Source organism: Streptomyces sp. SudanB52_2052, from assembly GCF_964272415.1.
In the GTDB taxonomy this organism is placed as follows: Bacteria; Actinomycetota; Actinomycetes; order Streptomycetales; family Streptomycetaceae; genus Streptomyces; species Streptomyces olindensis.
The window spans coordinates 6,632,194-6,647,829 of sequence record NZ_OZ186796.1; the positions used below are offsets into that span (position 1 = coordinate 6,632,194).

The 15,636-nt window shown below is 70.5% G+C and carries 12 protein-coding genes; 8 read left to right on the top strand and 4 right to left on the bottom strand.

The annotated features are described in order from the left end of the window. Positions 1-50: 50 nt before the first annotated feature. The 3 genes from ACSUPV_RS29665 (at position 51) to ACSUPV_RS29675 (ending at position 5,231) form a co-directional block, all read left to right on the top strand. Positions 51-1,271, top strand: coding sequence for a sensor histidine kinase (locus ACSUPV_RS29665; RefSeq protein ID WP_359790223.1), 1,221 nt, complete (start codon positions 51-53; stop codon positions 1,269-1,271). Next, complete coding sequence (locus tag ACSUPV_RS29670; protein WP_031115842.1) at positions 1,268-1,951, top strand: response regulator; 684 nt, start codon at positions 1,268-1,270, stop codon at positions 1,949-1,951. Before ACSUPV_RS29665 ends, ACSUPV_RS29670 begins: the two co-directional genes overlap by 4 nt. A 160-nt stretch (positions 1,952-2,111) precedes the next feature. Beyond that, positions 2,112-5,231, top strand: a complete 3,120-nt coding sequence (locus ACSUPV_RS29675) for an efflux RND transporter permease subunit (RefSeq protein WP_436948902.1) — start codon at positions 2,112-2,114, stop codon at positions 5,229-5,231. A gap of 136 nt (positions 5,232-5,367) precedes the next feature. Here ACSUPV_RS29675 and nadA read toward each other — a convergent pair whose 3' ends face one another. After that, on the bottom strand, positions 5,368-6,552 hold the full coding sequence (nadA, locus tag ACSUPV_RS29680; protein WP_037765896.1) for a quinolinate synthase NadA: 1,185 nt from the start codon (positions 6,550-6,552) through the stop codon (positions 5,368-5,370). A gap of 283 nt (positions 6,553-6,835) precedes the next feature. On the opposite strand from nadA, the gene ACSUPV_RS29685 reads away from it, so the two are divergent. Beyond that, positions 6,836-7,192 carry a HesB/IscA family protein gene (locus ACSUPV_RS29685; RefSeq protein WP_010037217.1) on the top strand — a complete coding sequence of 119 codons (357 nt, stop codon included), beginning with the start codon at positions 6,836-6,838 and terminating at the stop codon, positions 7,190-7,192. 109 nt (positions 7,193-7,301) lie between these two features. On the opposite strand, the gene ACSUPV_RS29690 is transcribed toward ACSUPV_RS29685, so the two are convergent. After that, a complete protein-coding gene (locus ACSUPV_RS29690) occupies positions 7,302-9,248 on the bottom strand; it encodes a hypothetical protein (RefSeq protein ID WP_436948903.1) in 1,947 nt (648 codons plus the stop codon). 146 nt (positions 9,249-9,394) lie between these two features. Next, on the bottom strand, positions 9,395-9,604 hold the full coding sequence (locus ACSUPV_RS29695; RefSeq protein WP_031115838.1) for a hypothetical protein: 210 nt from the start codon (positions 9,602-9,604) through the stop codon (positions 9,395-9,397). Positions 9,605-9,736: 132 nt separating this feature from the next. Here ACSUPV_RS29695 and ACSUPV_RS29700 point away from each other — a divergent pair, with 132 nt between their 5' ends. Continuing rightward, positions 9,737-10,711 (top strand): carbohydrate kinase family protein, encoded by a 975-nt coding sequence (locus tag ACSUPV_RS29700; RefSeq protein WP_031115837.1) that lies wholly within the window; start codon positions 9,737-9,739, stop codon positions 10,709-10,711. Positions 10,712-10,775: 64 nt separating this feature from the next. On the opposite strand, the gene ACSUPV_RS29705 is transcribed toward ACSUPV_RS29700, so the two are convergent. Next, positions 10,776-12,155, bottom strand: a complete 1,380-nt coding sequence (locus ACSUPV_RS29705) for a cysteine desulfurase/sulfurtransferase TusA family protein (protein WP_436948904.1) — start codon at positions 12,153-12,155, stop codon at positions 10,776-10,778. Between the two features lie 264 nt (positions 12,156-12,419). Between ACSUPV_RS29705 and ctaC the strand changes: the two genes are divergently transcribed. The 3 genes from ctaC to ACSUPV_RS29720 are packed head-to-tail and all read left to right on the top strand — an operon-like array spanning position 12,420 to position 15,513. Next, positions 12,420-13,385, top strand: coding sequence for an aa3-type cytochrome oxidase subunit II (gene ctaC, locus ACSUPV_RS29710; protein WP_031115835.1), 966 nt, complete (start codon positions 12,420-12,422; stop codon positions 13,383-13,385). Beyond that, complete coding sequence (gene ctaD / locus ACSUPV_RS29715) at positions 13,382-15,118, top strand: aa3-type cytochrome oxidase subunit I (RefSeq protein ID WP_037765834.1); 1,737 nt, start codon at positions 13,382-13,384, stop codon at positions 15,116-15,118. Before ctaC ends, ctaD begins: the two co-directional genes overlap by 4 nt. Then, positions 15,115-15,513 carry a cytochrome c oxidase subunit 4 gene (locus ACSUPV_RS29720; protein WP_031115831.1) on the top strand — a complete coding sequence of 133 codons (399 nt, stop codon included), beginning with the start codon at positions 15,115-15,117 and terminating at the stop codon, positions 15,511-15,513. The genes ctaD and ACSUPV_RS29720 overlap by 4 nt, the downstream gene beginning before the upstream one ends. Positions 15,514-15,636: the final 123 nt, after the last annotated feature.

Genomic DNA, 15,636 nt, shown 5'->3' on the forward strand with positions numbered 1-15,636 from the left:
ACGGACGGGGGCTGGGGGCCGAGCCCCCGGCCCGGCTACCGTGAATCCCCGTGAGCACCCTCCAGCGGGCCAGATGTCAGGCCAAGGCGCACCCTCTGGCCGTGGACGCGGTCCTGGCCGCTGCCGTCCTGGCCTGCATGGTCGCCGCCTCCTTCGTGGAACCCCGCCACCCCCACAGCGTCACCTGGTCCCTGCGCACCCCCGACTCCCTCAGCCTCCTCCTCATGGCCCTCGGCGCCTGTGCCCTGGCCTTCCGCCGCCGCGCCCCCATGGCGGTCCTCGCCCTCACCGGCACCCTCTCCGTCGTCGAGTCCATCACCGGCGACCCCCGCGCCCCGGTCGCCATGTCCGCGGTCATCGCCCTGTACACCGTCGCCTCCACCACCGACCGCCCCACCACCTGGCGCGTCGGCCTGCTCACCATGACCGTGCTGACCGGGGCGGCCATGTCCGCCGGGCCGCTGCCCTGGTACGCCCAGGAGAACCTCGCGATCTTCGCCTGGACCGGCATCGGCGCCACCGCAGGTGACGCCGTCCGCAGCCGCCGCGCCTTCGTCCAGGCCATCCGGGAACGCGCCGAGCGCGCCGAACGCACCCGCGAGGAGGAGGCCCGCCGCCGGGTCGCCGAGGAGCGCCTGCGCATCGCCCGCGACCTGCACGACGTCGTCGCCCACCACATCGCCCTGGTCAACGTCCAGGCCGGGGTCGCCGCCCACGTCATGGACAAGCGCCCCGACCAGGCCAAGGAGGCCCTCGCGCACGTGCGCGACGCCAGCCGCTCCGCGCTCAACGAGCTCCGCGCCACGGTCGGCCTGCTCCGCCAGTCCGGCGACCCGGAGGCCCCCACCGAACCCGCCCCCGGCCTGGACCGCCTCGACGAACTCACCGGCACCTTCCGCAGCGCCGGACTGCACGTCGAGGTCGCCCGCGCCGACCAGGACACCACCCTCCCGGCAGCCGTCGACCTGGCCGCCTACCGGATCATCCAGGAGGCCCTGACGAACGTGCAGAAGCACGCCGGGCAGCAGGCCAAGGCCGAGGTCAGCGTCGTACGGGTCGGACCGAACATCGAGATCACCGTGCTCGACGACGGCAGCGGCGAGGACGCGGACCCGGACAGCGGCGGCGGCCACGGCCTGCTCGGCATGCGCGAGCGGGTCACCGCCCTGCGCGGCACCCTCACCACCGGTCCCCGCTACGGAGGCGGCTTCCGCGTCCATGCGATCCTGCCGGTCAAGAACCGCACATCGACCGGGGAGGACCCCGCATGACGATCCGTGTCCTGCTCGCCGACGACCAGGCGCTGCTCCGCAGCGCCTTTCGCGTGCTCGTCGACTCCGAGCCCGACATGGAGGTGGTCGGCGAGGCGTCCGACGGCGCGGAGGCGGTCCGGCTGACGAAGGAGCAGCGCGCCGACGTCGTCCTCATGGACATCCGCATGCCCGGCACGGACGGTCTCGCGGCGACCCGCATGATCAGCGCCGACCCGGAGCTCGCCGACGTCCGCGTGGTCATCCTGACGACGTTCGAGGTCGACGACTACGTCGTGCAGTCGCTGCGCGCCGGCGCCTCCGGTTTCCTCGGCAAGGGCTCCGAGCCCGAGGAACTGTTGAACGCCATCCGGATCGCGGCCGGTGGGCAGGCCCTGCTGTCCCCGGCGGCCACCACGGGGCTGATCGCCCGGTTCCTCGCCCAGGAGGGCCCGGCCGACGGCGACCGGGATCCGGCCCGCGGCGAGCGGCTCGACTCGCTCACCGGACGGGAGCGGGAAGTGCTGGTCCAGGTCGCCGGCGGTCACTCGAACGACGAGATCGCCGAGCGGCTGGAGGTCAGCCCGCTGACGGTGAAGACGCACGTCAACCGGGCCATGGCCAAGCTGGGCGCCCGGGACCGGGCCCAGCTCGTGGTGATCGCGTACGAATCCGGCCTGGTCCGTCCAAGGGTGGAGTGAGTTCCAGCCGGGCGTACTGCGGCGGGAGTATGCGCCGTATAAGGAAATGGACCTGGGGCCTACGAATCGGCCCCCTCCCATGGCTCAGGGTGTAAGGGCGGGCGCTCATCTGTGCGCCCGCTGCCGCTTCTGCCGTTAAACAGAAGAGAGATCCTGACCCATGTCCTGGCTGTCGAGATTCAGCCTCGCGCAACGGGCCCTGATAGGGCTGATGTCGATCATCGCGCTCGTCTTCGGAGCGATCGCGATACCCCAGCTCAAGCAGCAACTGCTGCCCACCATCGAACTGCCCATGGTGTCCGTGCTGGCGCCGTACCAGGGCGCGTCCCCGGACGTGGTCGAGAAGCAGGTCGTCGAACCCATCGAGGACAGCCTCGAAGCCGTCGACGGCATCAGCGGCGTCACCTCCACGGCGAGCGAGGGCAACGCCGTGATCATGGCGTCCTTCGACTACGGCAACGGCACCGAGCAGCTCGTCGCCGACGTCCAGCAGGCCGTCAACCGGGCCCGCGTCCAGCTCCCGGACGACGTGGACCCGCAGATCGTCGCCGGTTCGACGGACGACATGCCGACCGTCGTCCTCGCCGTCACCTCCGACCGGGACCAGCAGGCCCTGGCCGACCAGCTCGACAAGACCGTCGTGCCCGACCTGAAGAGCATCGACGGCGTCGGCCAGGTCACCGTCGACGGCGTCCGGGACCTCCAGGTCACCGTCACGCCCGACGACGCGAAGCTGGCGAAGGCCGGGCTGACCTCGCAGTCCCTCTCCCAGGCGCTCCAGGCCGGCGGCGCGACCGTCCCGGCCGGCTCCTTCGACGAGGGCGGCTCCAACCGCACCGTGCAGGTCGGCGGCGGCTTCACCTCGCTGCAGGAGATCCAGGACCTGATGGTCACGGGTGAGCCCGGCAAGGGCAAGCCGGTGCGCCTCGGCGATGTCGCCACGGTGCGGCAGCAGGAGGCCCCGGCCGACTCCATCACCCGCACCGACGGCAAGCCCAGCCTCGCCGTCGCCGTCACCATGGACCGGGACGGCAGCGCGGTCGCCATCTCCGACGCCGTCCAGGACAAGCTGCCGGACCTGCGCAAGGATCTCGGCTCCGGCGCGACCCTCACGGTCGTCAGCGACCAGGGTCCGGCCGTGTCCAAGTCCATCAAGGGCCTCACCACCGAGGGCGCGCTCGGCCTGCTCTTCGCGGTCCTGGTGATCCTGGTCTTCCTGGCCTCGATCCGCTCCACCCTCGTCACGGCGGTGTCCATCCCGCTGTCCGTGGTCCTCGCCCTGATCGTGCTGTGGACCCGCGACCTGTCGCTGAACGTCCTCACGCTGGGCGCCCTGACCATCGCCATCGGCCGGGTCGTCGACGACTCGATCGTGGTCCTGGAGAACATCAAGCGCCACCTCGGGTACGGCGAGGAGCGCCACTCGGCCATCCTCAACGCGGTGCGCGAGGTCGCGGGCGCGGTGACGTCCTCCACGCTCACCACCGTCGCCGTGTTCCTGCCGATCGGCCTGGTCGGCGGCATGGTCGGCGAGCTGTTCGGCTCGTTCAGCCTCACCGTCACGGCGGCGCTGCTGGCCTCCCTGCTCGTCTCCCTGACGGTCGTGCCGGTCCTGTCGTACTGGTTCCTGCGCCCGCCGAAGGGCACCCCGGAGGACGCGGCCGAGGCGCGCCGCCTCGCGGAGGAGAAGGAGGCCAAGAGCCGCCTGCAGCGCATCTACGTCCCGGTCCTGCGCTTCGCGACCCGTCGCCGCCTCACCAGCGTGGCCATCGCGATCGTCGTCCTGATCGGCACGTTCGGCATGGCACCGCTGCTGAAGACGAACTTCTTCGACCAGGGCGAGGTCGAGGTCCTCACCGTCAAGCAGGAGCTGAAGCCCGGCACCAGCCTGGCGGCCACCGACGCCCAGGCGAAGAAGGTCGAGCGGCTGCTCGCCGACACCGAAGGCGTGAAGGACTACCAGGTCACGGTCGGCTCGTCCGGGTTCATGGCCGCCTTCGGCGGCGGCACGGACACCAACCAGGCCTCCTACCAGGTGATGCTGGAGGACTCGGCGTCGGCCGAGGACGTCCAGGACAGCATCGAGAAGGGCCTCGCCGGGCTCAAGGGCATCGGCACCACCACCGTCGCCGCCGGTGACGGCTTCGGCGCCCAGGACCTGAGCGTCGTGGTGAAGGCCGCCGACGCCGAGGTGCTGCGCACGGCGTCCGAGGAGGTCCGCAAGACGGTCGCCTCCCTCGACGACGTCACGGACGTCACCAGCGATCTGGCGACGAGCGTGCCGCGCATCTCGGTCAAGGCCAACGACAAGGCGGCCGCGGCCGGGTTCAACGACCAGACCCTCGGCGCCGTCGTCGCCCAGGCCGTCCGCGGCACCCCGGCCGCCAAGGCCGTCCTGGACGACACCGAGCGCGACGTCGTCATCCGCTCGGCGAAGCCCGCGCAGACCCTGAAGGAGCTCCGGGAACTGCGGCTGGGAGGTGCGGTGAAGCTCGGCGACATCGCGACCGTGCGGGTGGTCGACGGCCCGGTGTCCATGACCCGCATCGACGGACAGCGCGCCGCCACCATCACGGCGAAGCCGACCGGCGACAACACGGGCGCGGTGAGCACCAAGCTCCAGTCCGAGATCAACGCGCTGAAGCTCCCGGACGGCGCCACGGCGTCGATCGGCGGTGTCTCCGAGGACCAGGACGAGGCGTTCGCCAACCTGGGCCTGGCCATGCTGGCGGCCATCGCGATCGTCTTCATGCTGCTGGTGGGCACCTTCCGGTCCCTGGTCCAGCCGCTGATCCTGCTGGTCTCCATCCCGTTCGCCGCCACCGGCGCGATCGGCCTGCTGGTGGCGACCGGCACCCCGATGGGCGTCCCCGCGATGATCGGCATGCTGATGCTGATCGGCATCGTGGTGACGAACGCGATCGTGCTGATCGACCTGATCAACCAGTACCGCAAGCAGGGCTACGGCGTCGTCGAGGCCGTGGTCGAGGGCGGCCGGCACCGTCTGCGGCCCATCCTCATGACCGCCCTGGCGACGATCTTCGCCCTGCTCCCGATGGCCCTCGGCATCACCGGCGAGGGCGGCTTCATCGCCCAGCCGCTGGCCGTGGTCGTGATCGGCGGCCTGGTGACGTCGACCCTGCTGACCCTGCTGCTGGTGCCGACGCTGTACGCGATGCTCGAACTCCGCAAGGAGCGCCGGGCGAAGAAGCGCGCGGCGAAGAAGGGCCTCCCGGCCCAGCGGACGGACGCGGCGGAGCCGGAGCCCGCGGGCGTGTGACGCCCCCGGCCCGGCGGCGGCCGGGCACCGGACCTCATGGTCGGTGCCCGGCCGCTCCCGTGTCCCGTTCACGCTGCTCCGGGAGACGCCGCCGCGGGCCACACCGCCCTCGGGGTGACGACGGGCGGGGCGATGGCTACGGCAGGGCCAGCATCCGCTCCAGCGCCAGCTTCGCGAACGCCTCCGTCTCCTTGTCCACCTCGATGCGGTTGACGAGGTTGCCCTCGGCCAGCGACTCCAGGGCCCAGACCAGGTGGGGGAGGTCGATGCGGTTCATGGTCGAGCAGAAGCAGACCGTCTTGTCGAGGAAGACGATCTCCTTGCCCTCCGGCGCGAAACGGTTCGCCAGGCGGCGGACCAGGTTCAGCTCCGTGCCGATGGCCCACTTGGAGCCGGCCGGCGCGGCCTCCAGGGCCTTGATGATGTACTCCGTCGAACCGACGTAGTCGGCCGCGGCCACGACCTCGTGCTTGCACTCGGGGTGCACCAGGACGTTCACGCCCGGGATGCGCTCGCGCACGTCGTTGACCGAGTCCAGGCTGAAGCGCCCGTGCACCGAGCAGTGGCCCCGCCACAGGATCATCTTCGCCGCGCGCAGCTCGTCGGCGGTCAGGCCGCCGTTCGGCTTGTGCGGGTTGTAGACGACGCAGTCCTCCAGGGACATGCCCATGTCGCGGACCGCGGTGTTGCGCCCGAGGTGCTGGTCGGGCAGGAAGAGCACCTTCTCGCCCTGCTCGAACGCCCAGTCCAGGGCGCGCTTGGCGTTGGAGGAGGTGCAGATCGTGCCGCCGTGCTTGCCCGTGAACGCCTTGATGTCCGCGGACGAGTTCATGTACGAGACGGGCACGACCTGCTCGGCTATGCCGGCCTCGGTCAGCACGTCCCAGCACTCGGCGACCTGCTCGGCCGTGGCCATGTCGGCCATCGAGCAGCCGGCGGCGAGGTCGGGCAGGACGACCTTCTGGTCGTCGGACGTCAGGATGTCAGCGGACTCCGCCATGAAGTGCACACCGCAGAAGACGATGTACTCGGCCTCCGGACGCGCCGCCGCGTCCCGGGCCAGCTTGAACGAGTCACCGGTCACGTCGGCGAACTGGATGACCTCGTCGCGCTGGTAGTGGTGGCCGAGCACGAAGACCTTGTCCCCGAGCTTCTCCTTCGCCCGGCGAGCACGCTCGACCAGGTCCGGGTCGGACGGCGAGGGCAGGTCGCCGGGACACTCCACGCCGCGCTCGCTCCTCGGGTCGGCCTCACGGCCGAGGAGCAGCAGGGCGAGGGGCGTCGGCTGTACGTCGAGCTCCTGGGTCTGGGCGGTGGTCACGACACGCACCCTTTCTGTTTCCGGCGACTTTTCGTCGATTTGACGCTATCTATCATAACTGCTTCACGTCACTTTGACGATGGCCATAGCGTCTGTGTGACGTGAATCCCGGCGAGCCGCCGTTCATTCCCGGAAGGACGGGGAAAGAGCCGTTTTCCGGTTCCCGGCGCGTGTGCGAGCATGAAAAGGAGCCGAGATCGAGCGCCCGGCCCGGAATGAATCCGCGGCCCCGCCGGTTGCAACCGTCGGCAAGCAGTCTCCGTACAACCCGGGAGAGATGTAGATGTCCGTATCGGACGAGACCAGCACCGTCACCGACGGCATCATCCTGACCGACGCCGCCGCGTCCAAGGTCAAGGCGCTGCTCGACCAGGAAGGCCGCGACGACCTCGCGCTGCGCGTCGCCGTCCAGCCCGGCGGCTGCTCCGGCCTGCGCTACCAGCTCTTCTTCGACGAGCGTTCCCTCGACGGCGACGTGGAGAAGGACTTCGGCGGTGTGAAGGTGGTCACCGACCGCATGAGCGCCCCGTACCTGGGCGGCGCCACGATCGACTTCGTGGACACCATCGAGAAGCAGGGCTTCACGATCGACAACCCGAACGCGACCGGCTCCTGCGCCTGCGGCGACTCCTTCAGCTGAGCCCGCCGCGCCGCCACGGGCGGCAGCGGACATGACGAAGGCGGCGACCCCCTCCGACGGGGCCGCCGCCTTCGCTGTACCGGGCGGCGCTGCCGCGTACCCGGTGGCGCTACCGCGAGGGCGTCGGGGGAGCCGGCAGCCGCGCGCCCTCCCTGGCCAGCGGAACGGCCTTGCCGTCCTCGCCCACGACCTTGCGGTCACCGAGCGGCTCGTCCAGCCGCACGGTCTCCTGGAACTGCTTGGCGATCAAGATGCAGACCTTGTCGGGCCACGGGGTCGACGTCACCGTGACCGTCACCTCGTCGCCCTGCTCGCTCGCCTTCACGTCGTAGTCGGCGCACACCCCGCCCGTGAAGGTCACGGTCAGCTCCGCGCCCTCCGCCCGGTAGCCGTCCACCTTGACGTCGCGCGGCCGGGGCGCCTCCGTCGGCCCGTCACTCGGCCCGCTCGGCGTGGGCGAGGCCAGGTACTTCGGGTCGACCGCCGGGTACGTCACCGTGAACGGGTCCTGCGCGCCCGGCGCCGTCACCTCGAACAGCCACGACGGCACCAGCGCCTGACGGCCGTCCACGACGTGCGCGGCCAGCCCGAACACCGCGTTCTCGACCGTGACGGCGTCCTGCTCCGGAGCGCCGCTCGCCGACGATCCGCAGGGCTGCTCCAGCCGGTCCTTGTGCGGCACGGCGCTGGCGCAGCCGCCTATGCCCATGCGGTGGTCGTTCGGCCGCTCGTTCATCAGCTCCAGCGCCTTCCGGGCGCTGACCACGGGGTACGTGTCCCCCTTCACGGGGACCGCGAGCTGACCGCTGCCGCCGACGACCTCGCCGTCGGAACCGACCGTGACGCCGGTCGTCCAGCCGTGCGTGGGCAGACCGCCGACCTCGGGAGTGGCGTTCACCACCCGCCGGGCACCCATGACCTGGCTCGCGTCCTGCTTCGCGTCATCCTGACCCACCGCCTTCAGCACGGGCGCGGCGGCCTGCTTCGCCACCGCCTCGCTCACCGGGGTGTCGTCGCTCCCCGGAGCGGTGCAGGTGTCCGCGCCCTTGCAGTTGTCGGTGCCCGGCGCGTACCGGCTGAACGTCCAGGTCCCCGGCGCCTGCCGGTTCACCTGCAGACTCGGGCCCGAACCGTCCTGGCCGGCCCCGACCTTCCAGGCCTCGCCCTGGACCACCGGCGTCCCCTCGACCCCGAGGGCCTTCGCCAGCCGGGCCACGTCCTCCTCGGTGACCTCGCCCCGCGCCCGGTACACCGGGGCCTCGCCGGGTCCGCCCGGCAGTGTGCCGTCGACCCGGTAGGTGGCGCCGTAGGGGTTGGGCTCACCGGGGGCGATGCCGTTCCCGCCGCCCTCGGAGTAGCCGTCGAGCGCCAGCGGCGGGGGAGTGTCGTCCCCGCCGGGCGCACCGGACGTCGTCCCGCCGCCCGACCCGCCGGACGCGTTGGCCGCGAGCCAGGCCCCGCCACCGCCGATCAGCAGCACGGCGGCGGCGACGGAGGCGATGATCGCGGGAGTCCGGGGACGCCCGCGTCCGTGCCGGACCAGGTCGTCACGATCGCGGGGGAGGTCACGGTCACCGCCGTGGGCCGGGGCCGGGGCCGGGGCCGGTTCCGGCTCGCCGTCCGGGCCGGAGTCCGCGTCGCCGACGCCGGCGCTTCCCGCGGCGGCTTCGACGTCCGGCGTACGGTCGGACTGCCCGGCTTCCGGGGTCTCACCCGGGGCCGTGCGCCCGGTGCGAGGCTCCTCGGCCGCCGGGGCCTTCTCGCCCTCGCCGTCCCCGGTCGGCTCCGCATCGGACGCCGCCGCGTCGCCCGCGTCGGAAGCGGCCTCCGACTCCCCCGGCTCATCCGCTTCGGCGGCCTCCACAGAATCCACAGGAGCCTCGTCGACCTCCGCAGCCTCCGCGGCCTCGGCAGACTCCGCCGCTCCCGCCGACTCCCCGGCCCGCGCCGAAGCCCCGGCCTCGGCCGAGCCCCGCGCCGTGGCCTCCGAGGCGTCGGCGGTGCCGGCGCCGCCCGGTTCCCTGGCGTCGTCGTTGTCGGGTCGCTCGGTGTTCACCGCATCGCTCCTTCGGCTGCACAGCTGTCCCATGGGACCCGGCCCGGTCGGATTCGGGCCGCTGGTGGGTCGTATCCCGCCTCCCCTTTACGGGGGACAGCGATGGGACGCAGCGGGGGAGCACACGGTTCCCGGGAGTGCGCCTCTCAGTCCCCGTAGTCCGACATGGCGTCGAGCAGCCGGGCCGACGCCGGGGGTACGGTCACGCCGTGGATCAGGGCCGGGGAGACCGGCCGGGAGGCGCCCCGGTCGGGGACAACCCAGTGCGGAGCCATCCGGGCCCCGTCACCCGGCAGCGACGCGAGGTCGCCTTCGACATCGACGGGAGCGGGGGCCTGGACCTCGAGGTTCGTCATAGCGGCACCGTATGCACGGTCGAGCGGGCGGAGAAAGATCTACTATCGGGTAGTTTAGTTGCCTTCAGAGCGGCCCCGCCCACCCGATAGCGTGAAGCGTCAAGGTCCGCCTCCCTCAGGAGAATCCACGCCGTGCGCATCGCAGTCACCGGCTCCATCGCCACCGACCACCTCATGACCTTCCCCGGCCGCTTCGCCGACCAGCTCGTAGCGGACCAGCTGCACACGGTCTCGCTGTCGTTCCTGGTCGACAAGCTCGACGTCCGCCGCGGCGGCGTCGCCGCGAACATCGCGTTCGGCATGGGACAGCTCGGCACCCGGCCGATCCTGGTCGGCGCCGCCGGCGCGGACTTCGACGAGTACCGCGCCTGGCTGGAGCGGCACGGCGTCGACACCGACTCCGTCCGCATCTCCGACACGCTGCACACGGCCCGCTTCGTGTGCACGACCGACGCCGACCACAACCAGATCGGCTCGTTCTACACGGGCGCCATGAGCGAGGCCCGCCTCATCGAGCTGAAGACCGTCGCCGACCGGGTCGGCGGCCTCGACCTGGTCTCCATCGGCGCGGACGACCCGGAGGCCATGCTCCGCCACACCGAGGAGTGCCGCTCCCGGTCCATCCCGTTCGCCGCCGACTTCTCCCAGCAGATCGCCCGCATGGACGGCGAGGAGATCCGCATCCTGCTGGACGGGGCGACGTACCTCTTCTCCAACGAGTACGAGAAGGGCCTCATCGAGTCCAAGACCGGTTGGAGCGACGCGGAGATCCTCTCCCGGGTCGGCCACCGCGTGACCACGCTCGGCGCGCGCGGCGTCCGCATCGAGCGCGCCGGCGAGGACCCGATCGAGGTCGGCACGCCGGACGAGGAGCGCAAGGCCGATCCGACCGGTGTCGGCGACGCCTTCCGCGCCGGGTTCCTCTCGGGCCTGGCCTGGGGCGTCTCCCTGGAGCGCGCCGCGCAGGTCGGGTGCATGCTGGCGACCCTCGTCATCGAGACGGTGGGGACGCAGGAGTACCAGCTGCGGCGCGGGCATTTCATGGAGCGGTTCACCAAGGCGTACGGGGATGAGGCCGCGCAGGAGGTCCAGGCGCATCTGGCCTGATCGGCCGTTTTCGGCTACGGGGGCGTGGGGGCTGTTCGCGCAGTTCCCCGCGCCCCTGAGTTGCTCAGCTCACCCGGCGGATCAAGTACGCCGTTCCCTTGTCCGCCGGCTCCTCACCGACGTACTCCTGGCCCCTCATCTCGCACCACGCCGGAATGTCCAGCCGTGCCGCCTCGTCGTCGGAGAGGACCCGGACCAGCCCGCCCACCGGCACGTCACCGATCACCTTGGCCAGCTCGATGACGGGGATCGGGCACCGCTTGCCCAGGGAGTCCACGACGAGGGCATCGGCCTCCCGCACCACCGCCTCGGAGCCCGGCGCCCCCAGCTTCTCCCGCACCGCGGCCACCGCCCCGGGAAGAACGGTCAGGAACCGTTCCACGTCCTCCTCCGTCACCCCCGCCGGCAGCGAAACCCGTACGTTCCCTTCACTCAGCACGCCCATCGCCCGCAGCACATGGCTCGGCGTCAGCGTGCTGCTCGTGCAGGACGAACCGGACGAGACGGAGAAACCCTCCCGGTCCAGCTCGTGGAGCAGCGCCTCTCCGTCGACATAGAGACAGGAGAAGGTGACCACCCCGGGCAGTCGGCGCACCGGATCGCCGACCACCTCCACGTCGGGCACCAGCTGCGGCACGCGAGCCCGGATCCGCTCCGTCAGCTCCCGCAGCCGCACGGCCTCCGCCGCCGCCTCGGCCCGCACCGCCCGCAACGAGGCCGCCGCCGCCACGATCGCCGGGATGTTCTCGAAACCGGCCGCCCGCCCCGACTCCCGCTCGTCCGCCGGGCCTTGCGGGGCGAACCGCACGCCCTTCCGGACCACGAGCAGCCCGACCCCGGACGGCCCGCCCCACTTGTGGGCGCTCGCCGTCAGCAGCGACCAGTCCCCGTCCACCGGGCCCCACCCCAACGACTGCGCCGCGTCCACCAGCAGCGGCACCCCCGCCGCCCGGCACACCTCGGCCACCTCGGCCACCGGCTGCTCGGTCCCCACCTCGTGGTTGGCCGACTGGAGACAGGCCAGCGCGGTGTCCGCCCGCAGGGCTTCGCCGTAAGCCGACGGCTTCACCCGTCCGGCGCGGTCCACCGGGACCTGTGTGACGGTCCCCCCGGAGGCCTCGAGAAGCTCCGCCGAATGAAGTACGGAGGAGTGTTCGACCGCTGACACGATCAGGTGGCGCCCCACCCGCCTCCGCCCGGCCAGCGCCCCGGCGATCCCCGAGTGCACGGCACGGGTTCCGGACGAGGTGAAGGCCAGCTCGTCCGGCCGGCAGCCCACCGCCTCGGCGGCGGCCTCCCGCGCCGCGTCCAGCAGGACCCGGGCCCGCCGCCCCTCCCTGTACAGGCGCGCGGGATCAGCCCACCCCTCGTCGAGCGAGGCCTGCAGGGCCTGCCGCGCGATCGGATGAAGCGGAGCAGCGGAAGCAGCATCGAAGTAACCCACACAGCAACGCTAGAACGCCGAGCGGGTCAGCGTCCCCAAGGGGCGCGGGGAACTGCGCGAACAACCACAAACCACCCGCAGCCGCCAATTCAGCGAACCCCCCGGGTGAGTAGGCACCCCTCCCCGAGAGCCCCCGGAGGGCGTCGGCTAGGGTTTGGTCCGCATAAACATCCAAACCCCTGCCCGACGCAGGGCGGCGACCGACCAGCGAGAAGGCCAGGCCGCAGCCGATCCGCGCGGGCGAGACTCTCGGGAAGGCGCTACGTGAGTCCCAACGGCTCCGACCGCTCGCCGCGGCGCCCGATGCGGCGGAAGCTGCTGCAGGCACTGACCGCGGGCCTGGTCTTGGCGACAGCCACCGGTTGCTCGTACAACTGGGAAGACTTCCCCCGCCTTGGTATGCCCACCCCGACCACGGAAGAGGCTCCGCGGATCCTCTCCCTGTGGCAGGGGTCCTGGGCGGCTGCGCTCGCCGTCGGCGTGCTGGTGTGGGGTCTGATCCTGTGGAGTGCTTTCTTCCACCGGCGCAGCCGCACCAAGGTCGAGGTTCCTCCGCAGACCCGGTACAACATGCCCATCGAGGCGCTGTACACGGTCGTTCCGCTCATCATCGTCTCGGTGCTGTTCTACTTCACCGCCCGCGACGAGTCCGAGCTGCTCAGCCTCAAGAAGAAGCCCGACGTCACGGTCAACGTGGTCGGCTTCCAGTGGAGCTGGTGCTTCAACTACATCGAGCCGGTCGCCGGTTCCACCGGTGACGCCAAGAAGTCCCCGGACCTCGACGCGATCCCGGACCGGTTCAAGGAGGACTTCCCGGCCAACGCCGGCGGCGTCTACGACTGCGGTACCCCCGGCACCCGGAACCCGCAGACCAACAACCCGGGTCCGACGCTGTGGCTGCCCAAGGGCAAGACGGTCCGCTTCGTGCTGACCTCGCGTGACGTCATCCACTCCTTCTGGGTGGTGCCGTTCCTGATGAAGCAGGACGTCATCCCGGGCCACACCAACGCCTTCGAGGTGACCCCCAACAAGGAGGGCACCTTCCTGGGCAAGTGCGCCGAGCTCTGCGGCGTCGACCACTCTCGGATGCTGTTCAACGTCAAGGTGGTCTCCCCCGAGCGCTACGAGCAGCACCTCAAGGACCTCGTGGACAAGCAGCAGACCGGTTACGTTCCCGCCGGCATCGCGCAGACGAGCCACGAGAAGAACCGGGAGACGAACAACCTGTGAGCATCCTCAACGAACCCCAGGGTGCCGCGGCAGCAGGGTCCCACTACGAGGACGAGTTGCCGGTCCGGCGCCAGAACCGCGGCAGTGTCGTGGTCAAGTGGCTGACGACGACGGACCACAAGACGATCGGCACGCTGTACCTGGTGACGTCGTTCGCGTTCTTCGTCATCGGTGGCGTGATGGCGCTGTTCATGCGCGCCGAGCTCGCCCGGCCTGGTCTGCAGATCATGTCGAACGAGCAGTTCAACCAGGCGTTCACGATGCACGGCACGATCATGCTGCTGATGTTCGCCACCCCGCTGTTCGCGGGCTTCGCGAACTGGATCATGCCGCTGCAGATCGGCGCGCCGGACGTGGCGTTCCCGCGGCTGAACATGTTCGCCTACTGGCTGTACCTGTTCGGCTCGCTCATCGCGGTGGGCGGCTTCCTCACCCCGCAGGGCGCGGCCGACTTCGGCTGGTTCGCCTACAGCCCGCTCTCGGACGCGGTGCGTTCCCCGGGCATCGGCGCCGACATGTGGATCATGGGTCTGGCCTTCTCCGGCTTCGGCACCATCCTCGGCTCGGTCAACTTCATCACCACGATCATCTGCATGCGCGCCCCGGGCATGACGATGTTCCGCATGCCGATCTTCACCTGGAACGTGCTGCTGACCGGTGTGCTGGTCCTGCTGGCCTTCCCGGTGCTGGCCGCGGCCCTGTTCGCGCTGGAGGCGGACCGCAAGTTCGGCGCGCACGTCTTCGACTCCGCCAACGGCGGCGCGTTGCTGTGGCAACACCTCTTCTGGTTCTTCGGCCATCCAGAGGTGTACATCATCGCCCTGCCGTTCTTCGGCATCATCTCCGAGGTCATCCCGGTCTTCTCCCGTAAGCCGATGTTCGGTTACACGGGTCTGATCGGCGCGACCATCGCGATCGCGGGTCTGTCCGTGACGGTGTGGGCGCACCACATGTACGTCACCGGCGGTGTGCTGCTGCCGTTCTTCTCCTTCATGACGTTCCTCATCGCCGTTCCGACCGGTGTGAAGTTCTTCAACTGGATCGGCACGATGTGGAAGGGCTCGCTGTCCTTCGAGACGCCGATGCTCTGGGCGACCGGCTTCCTGATCACCTTCACGTTCGGTGGTCTCACCGGTGTCATCCTGGCCTCGCCGCCGATGGACTTCCACGTCTCCGACTCGTACTTCGTGGTGGCCCACTTCCACTACGTCGTCTTCGGCACCGTGGTCTTCGCGATGTTCTCCGGCTTCCACTTCTGGTGGCCGAAGTGGACCGGCAAGATGCTCGACGAGCGCCTCGGCAAGATCACCTTCTGGACGCTGTTCATCGGCTTCCACGGCACGTTCCTGGTGCAGCACTGGCTGGGCGCCGAGGGCATGCCGCGTCGTTACGCCGACTACCTGGCGGCCGACGGCTTCACCGCGCTGAACACGATCTCGACGATCAGCTCGTTCCTGCTCGGCATGTCGATCCTGCCGTTCTTCTACAACGTCTGGAAGACGGCCAAGTACGGCAAGCCGGTCGGCGTCGACGACCCGTGGGGCTACGGCCGCTCCCTGGAGTGGGCCACCTCCTGCCCGCCGCCGCGGCACAACTTCATCACCATGCCGCGGATCCGCAGTGAATCCCCGGCGTTCGACCTGCACCACCCGGAGATCGCCGCCCTCGACCAGCTCGAGAACGTGGGCCACGGCGACAAGGCTCTGGCTGGCGGCAAGGAGGCCGGCAAGTGAAGATCCAGGGCAAGATGTTCATGTGGCTGAGCGCCTTCGTGCTCGTCATGGCGGTCGTCTATGGCGTGTGGTCGAAGGAGCCGGCCGGTACCACGGCCCTCTTCCTGACCTTCGGCCTGTGCATCATGATCGGCTTCTACCTCGGCTTCACGGCCAAGCGGGTCGACGTGGGTCCTCAGGACAACAAGGAGGCGGACGTCGCGGACGACGCCGGCGAGGTCGGGTTCTTCAGCCCGCACAGCTGGCAGCCGCTCTCCCTGGCGATCGGCGGCGCCCTCGCCTTCCTGTCGATCGCGATCGGCTGGTGGCTGATGTACTTCTCGCTGCCGATCATCCTGATCGGCGTCTGGGGCTGGGTCTTCGAGTACTACCGCGGTGAGAACCGCACCCAGTAACACGAGCCGAGCGCTTCAGGGGCCCGGACACTCCGCGGGGAGCGTCCGGGCCCCTTCCTTTGCCGCAATATGTGTCACTCGTACGAGTCATCCGGCGTGCCGCAGTTGACCAGGCTTCCTAGC

Coding starts and splice junctions, on each gene's coding strand:
- ACSUPV_RS29675 (WP_436948902.1), top strand. CDS start 2,112: ATGTCCTGGCTGTCGAGATTCAGCCTCGCGCAACGGGCCCTGATAGGG.
- ACSUPV_RS29685 (WP_010037217.1), top strand. CDS start 6,836: ATGTCCGTATCGGACGAGACCAGCACCGTCACCGACGGCATCATCCTG.
- ACSUPV_RS29670 (WP_031115842.1), top strand. CDS start 1,268: ATGACGATCCGTGTCCTGCTCGCCGACGACCAGGCGCTGCTCCGCAGC.
- ACSUPV_RS29695 (WP_031115838.1), bottom strand. CDS start 9,604: ATGACGAACCTCGAGGTCCAGGCCCCCGCTCCCGTCGATGTCGAAGGC.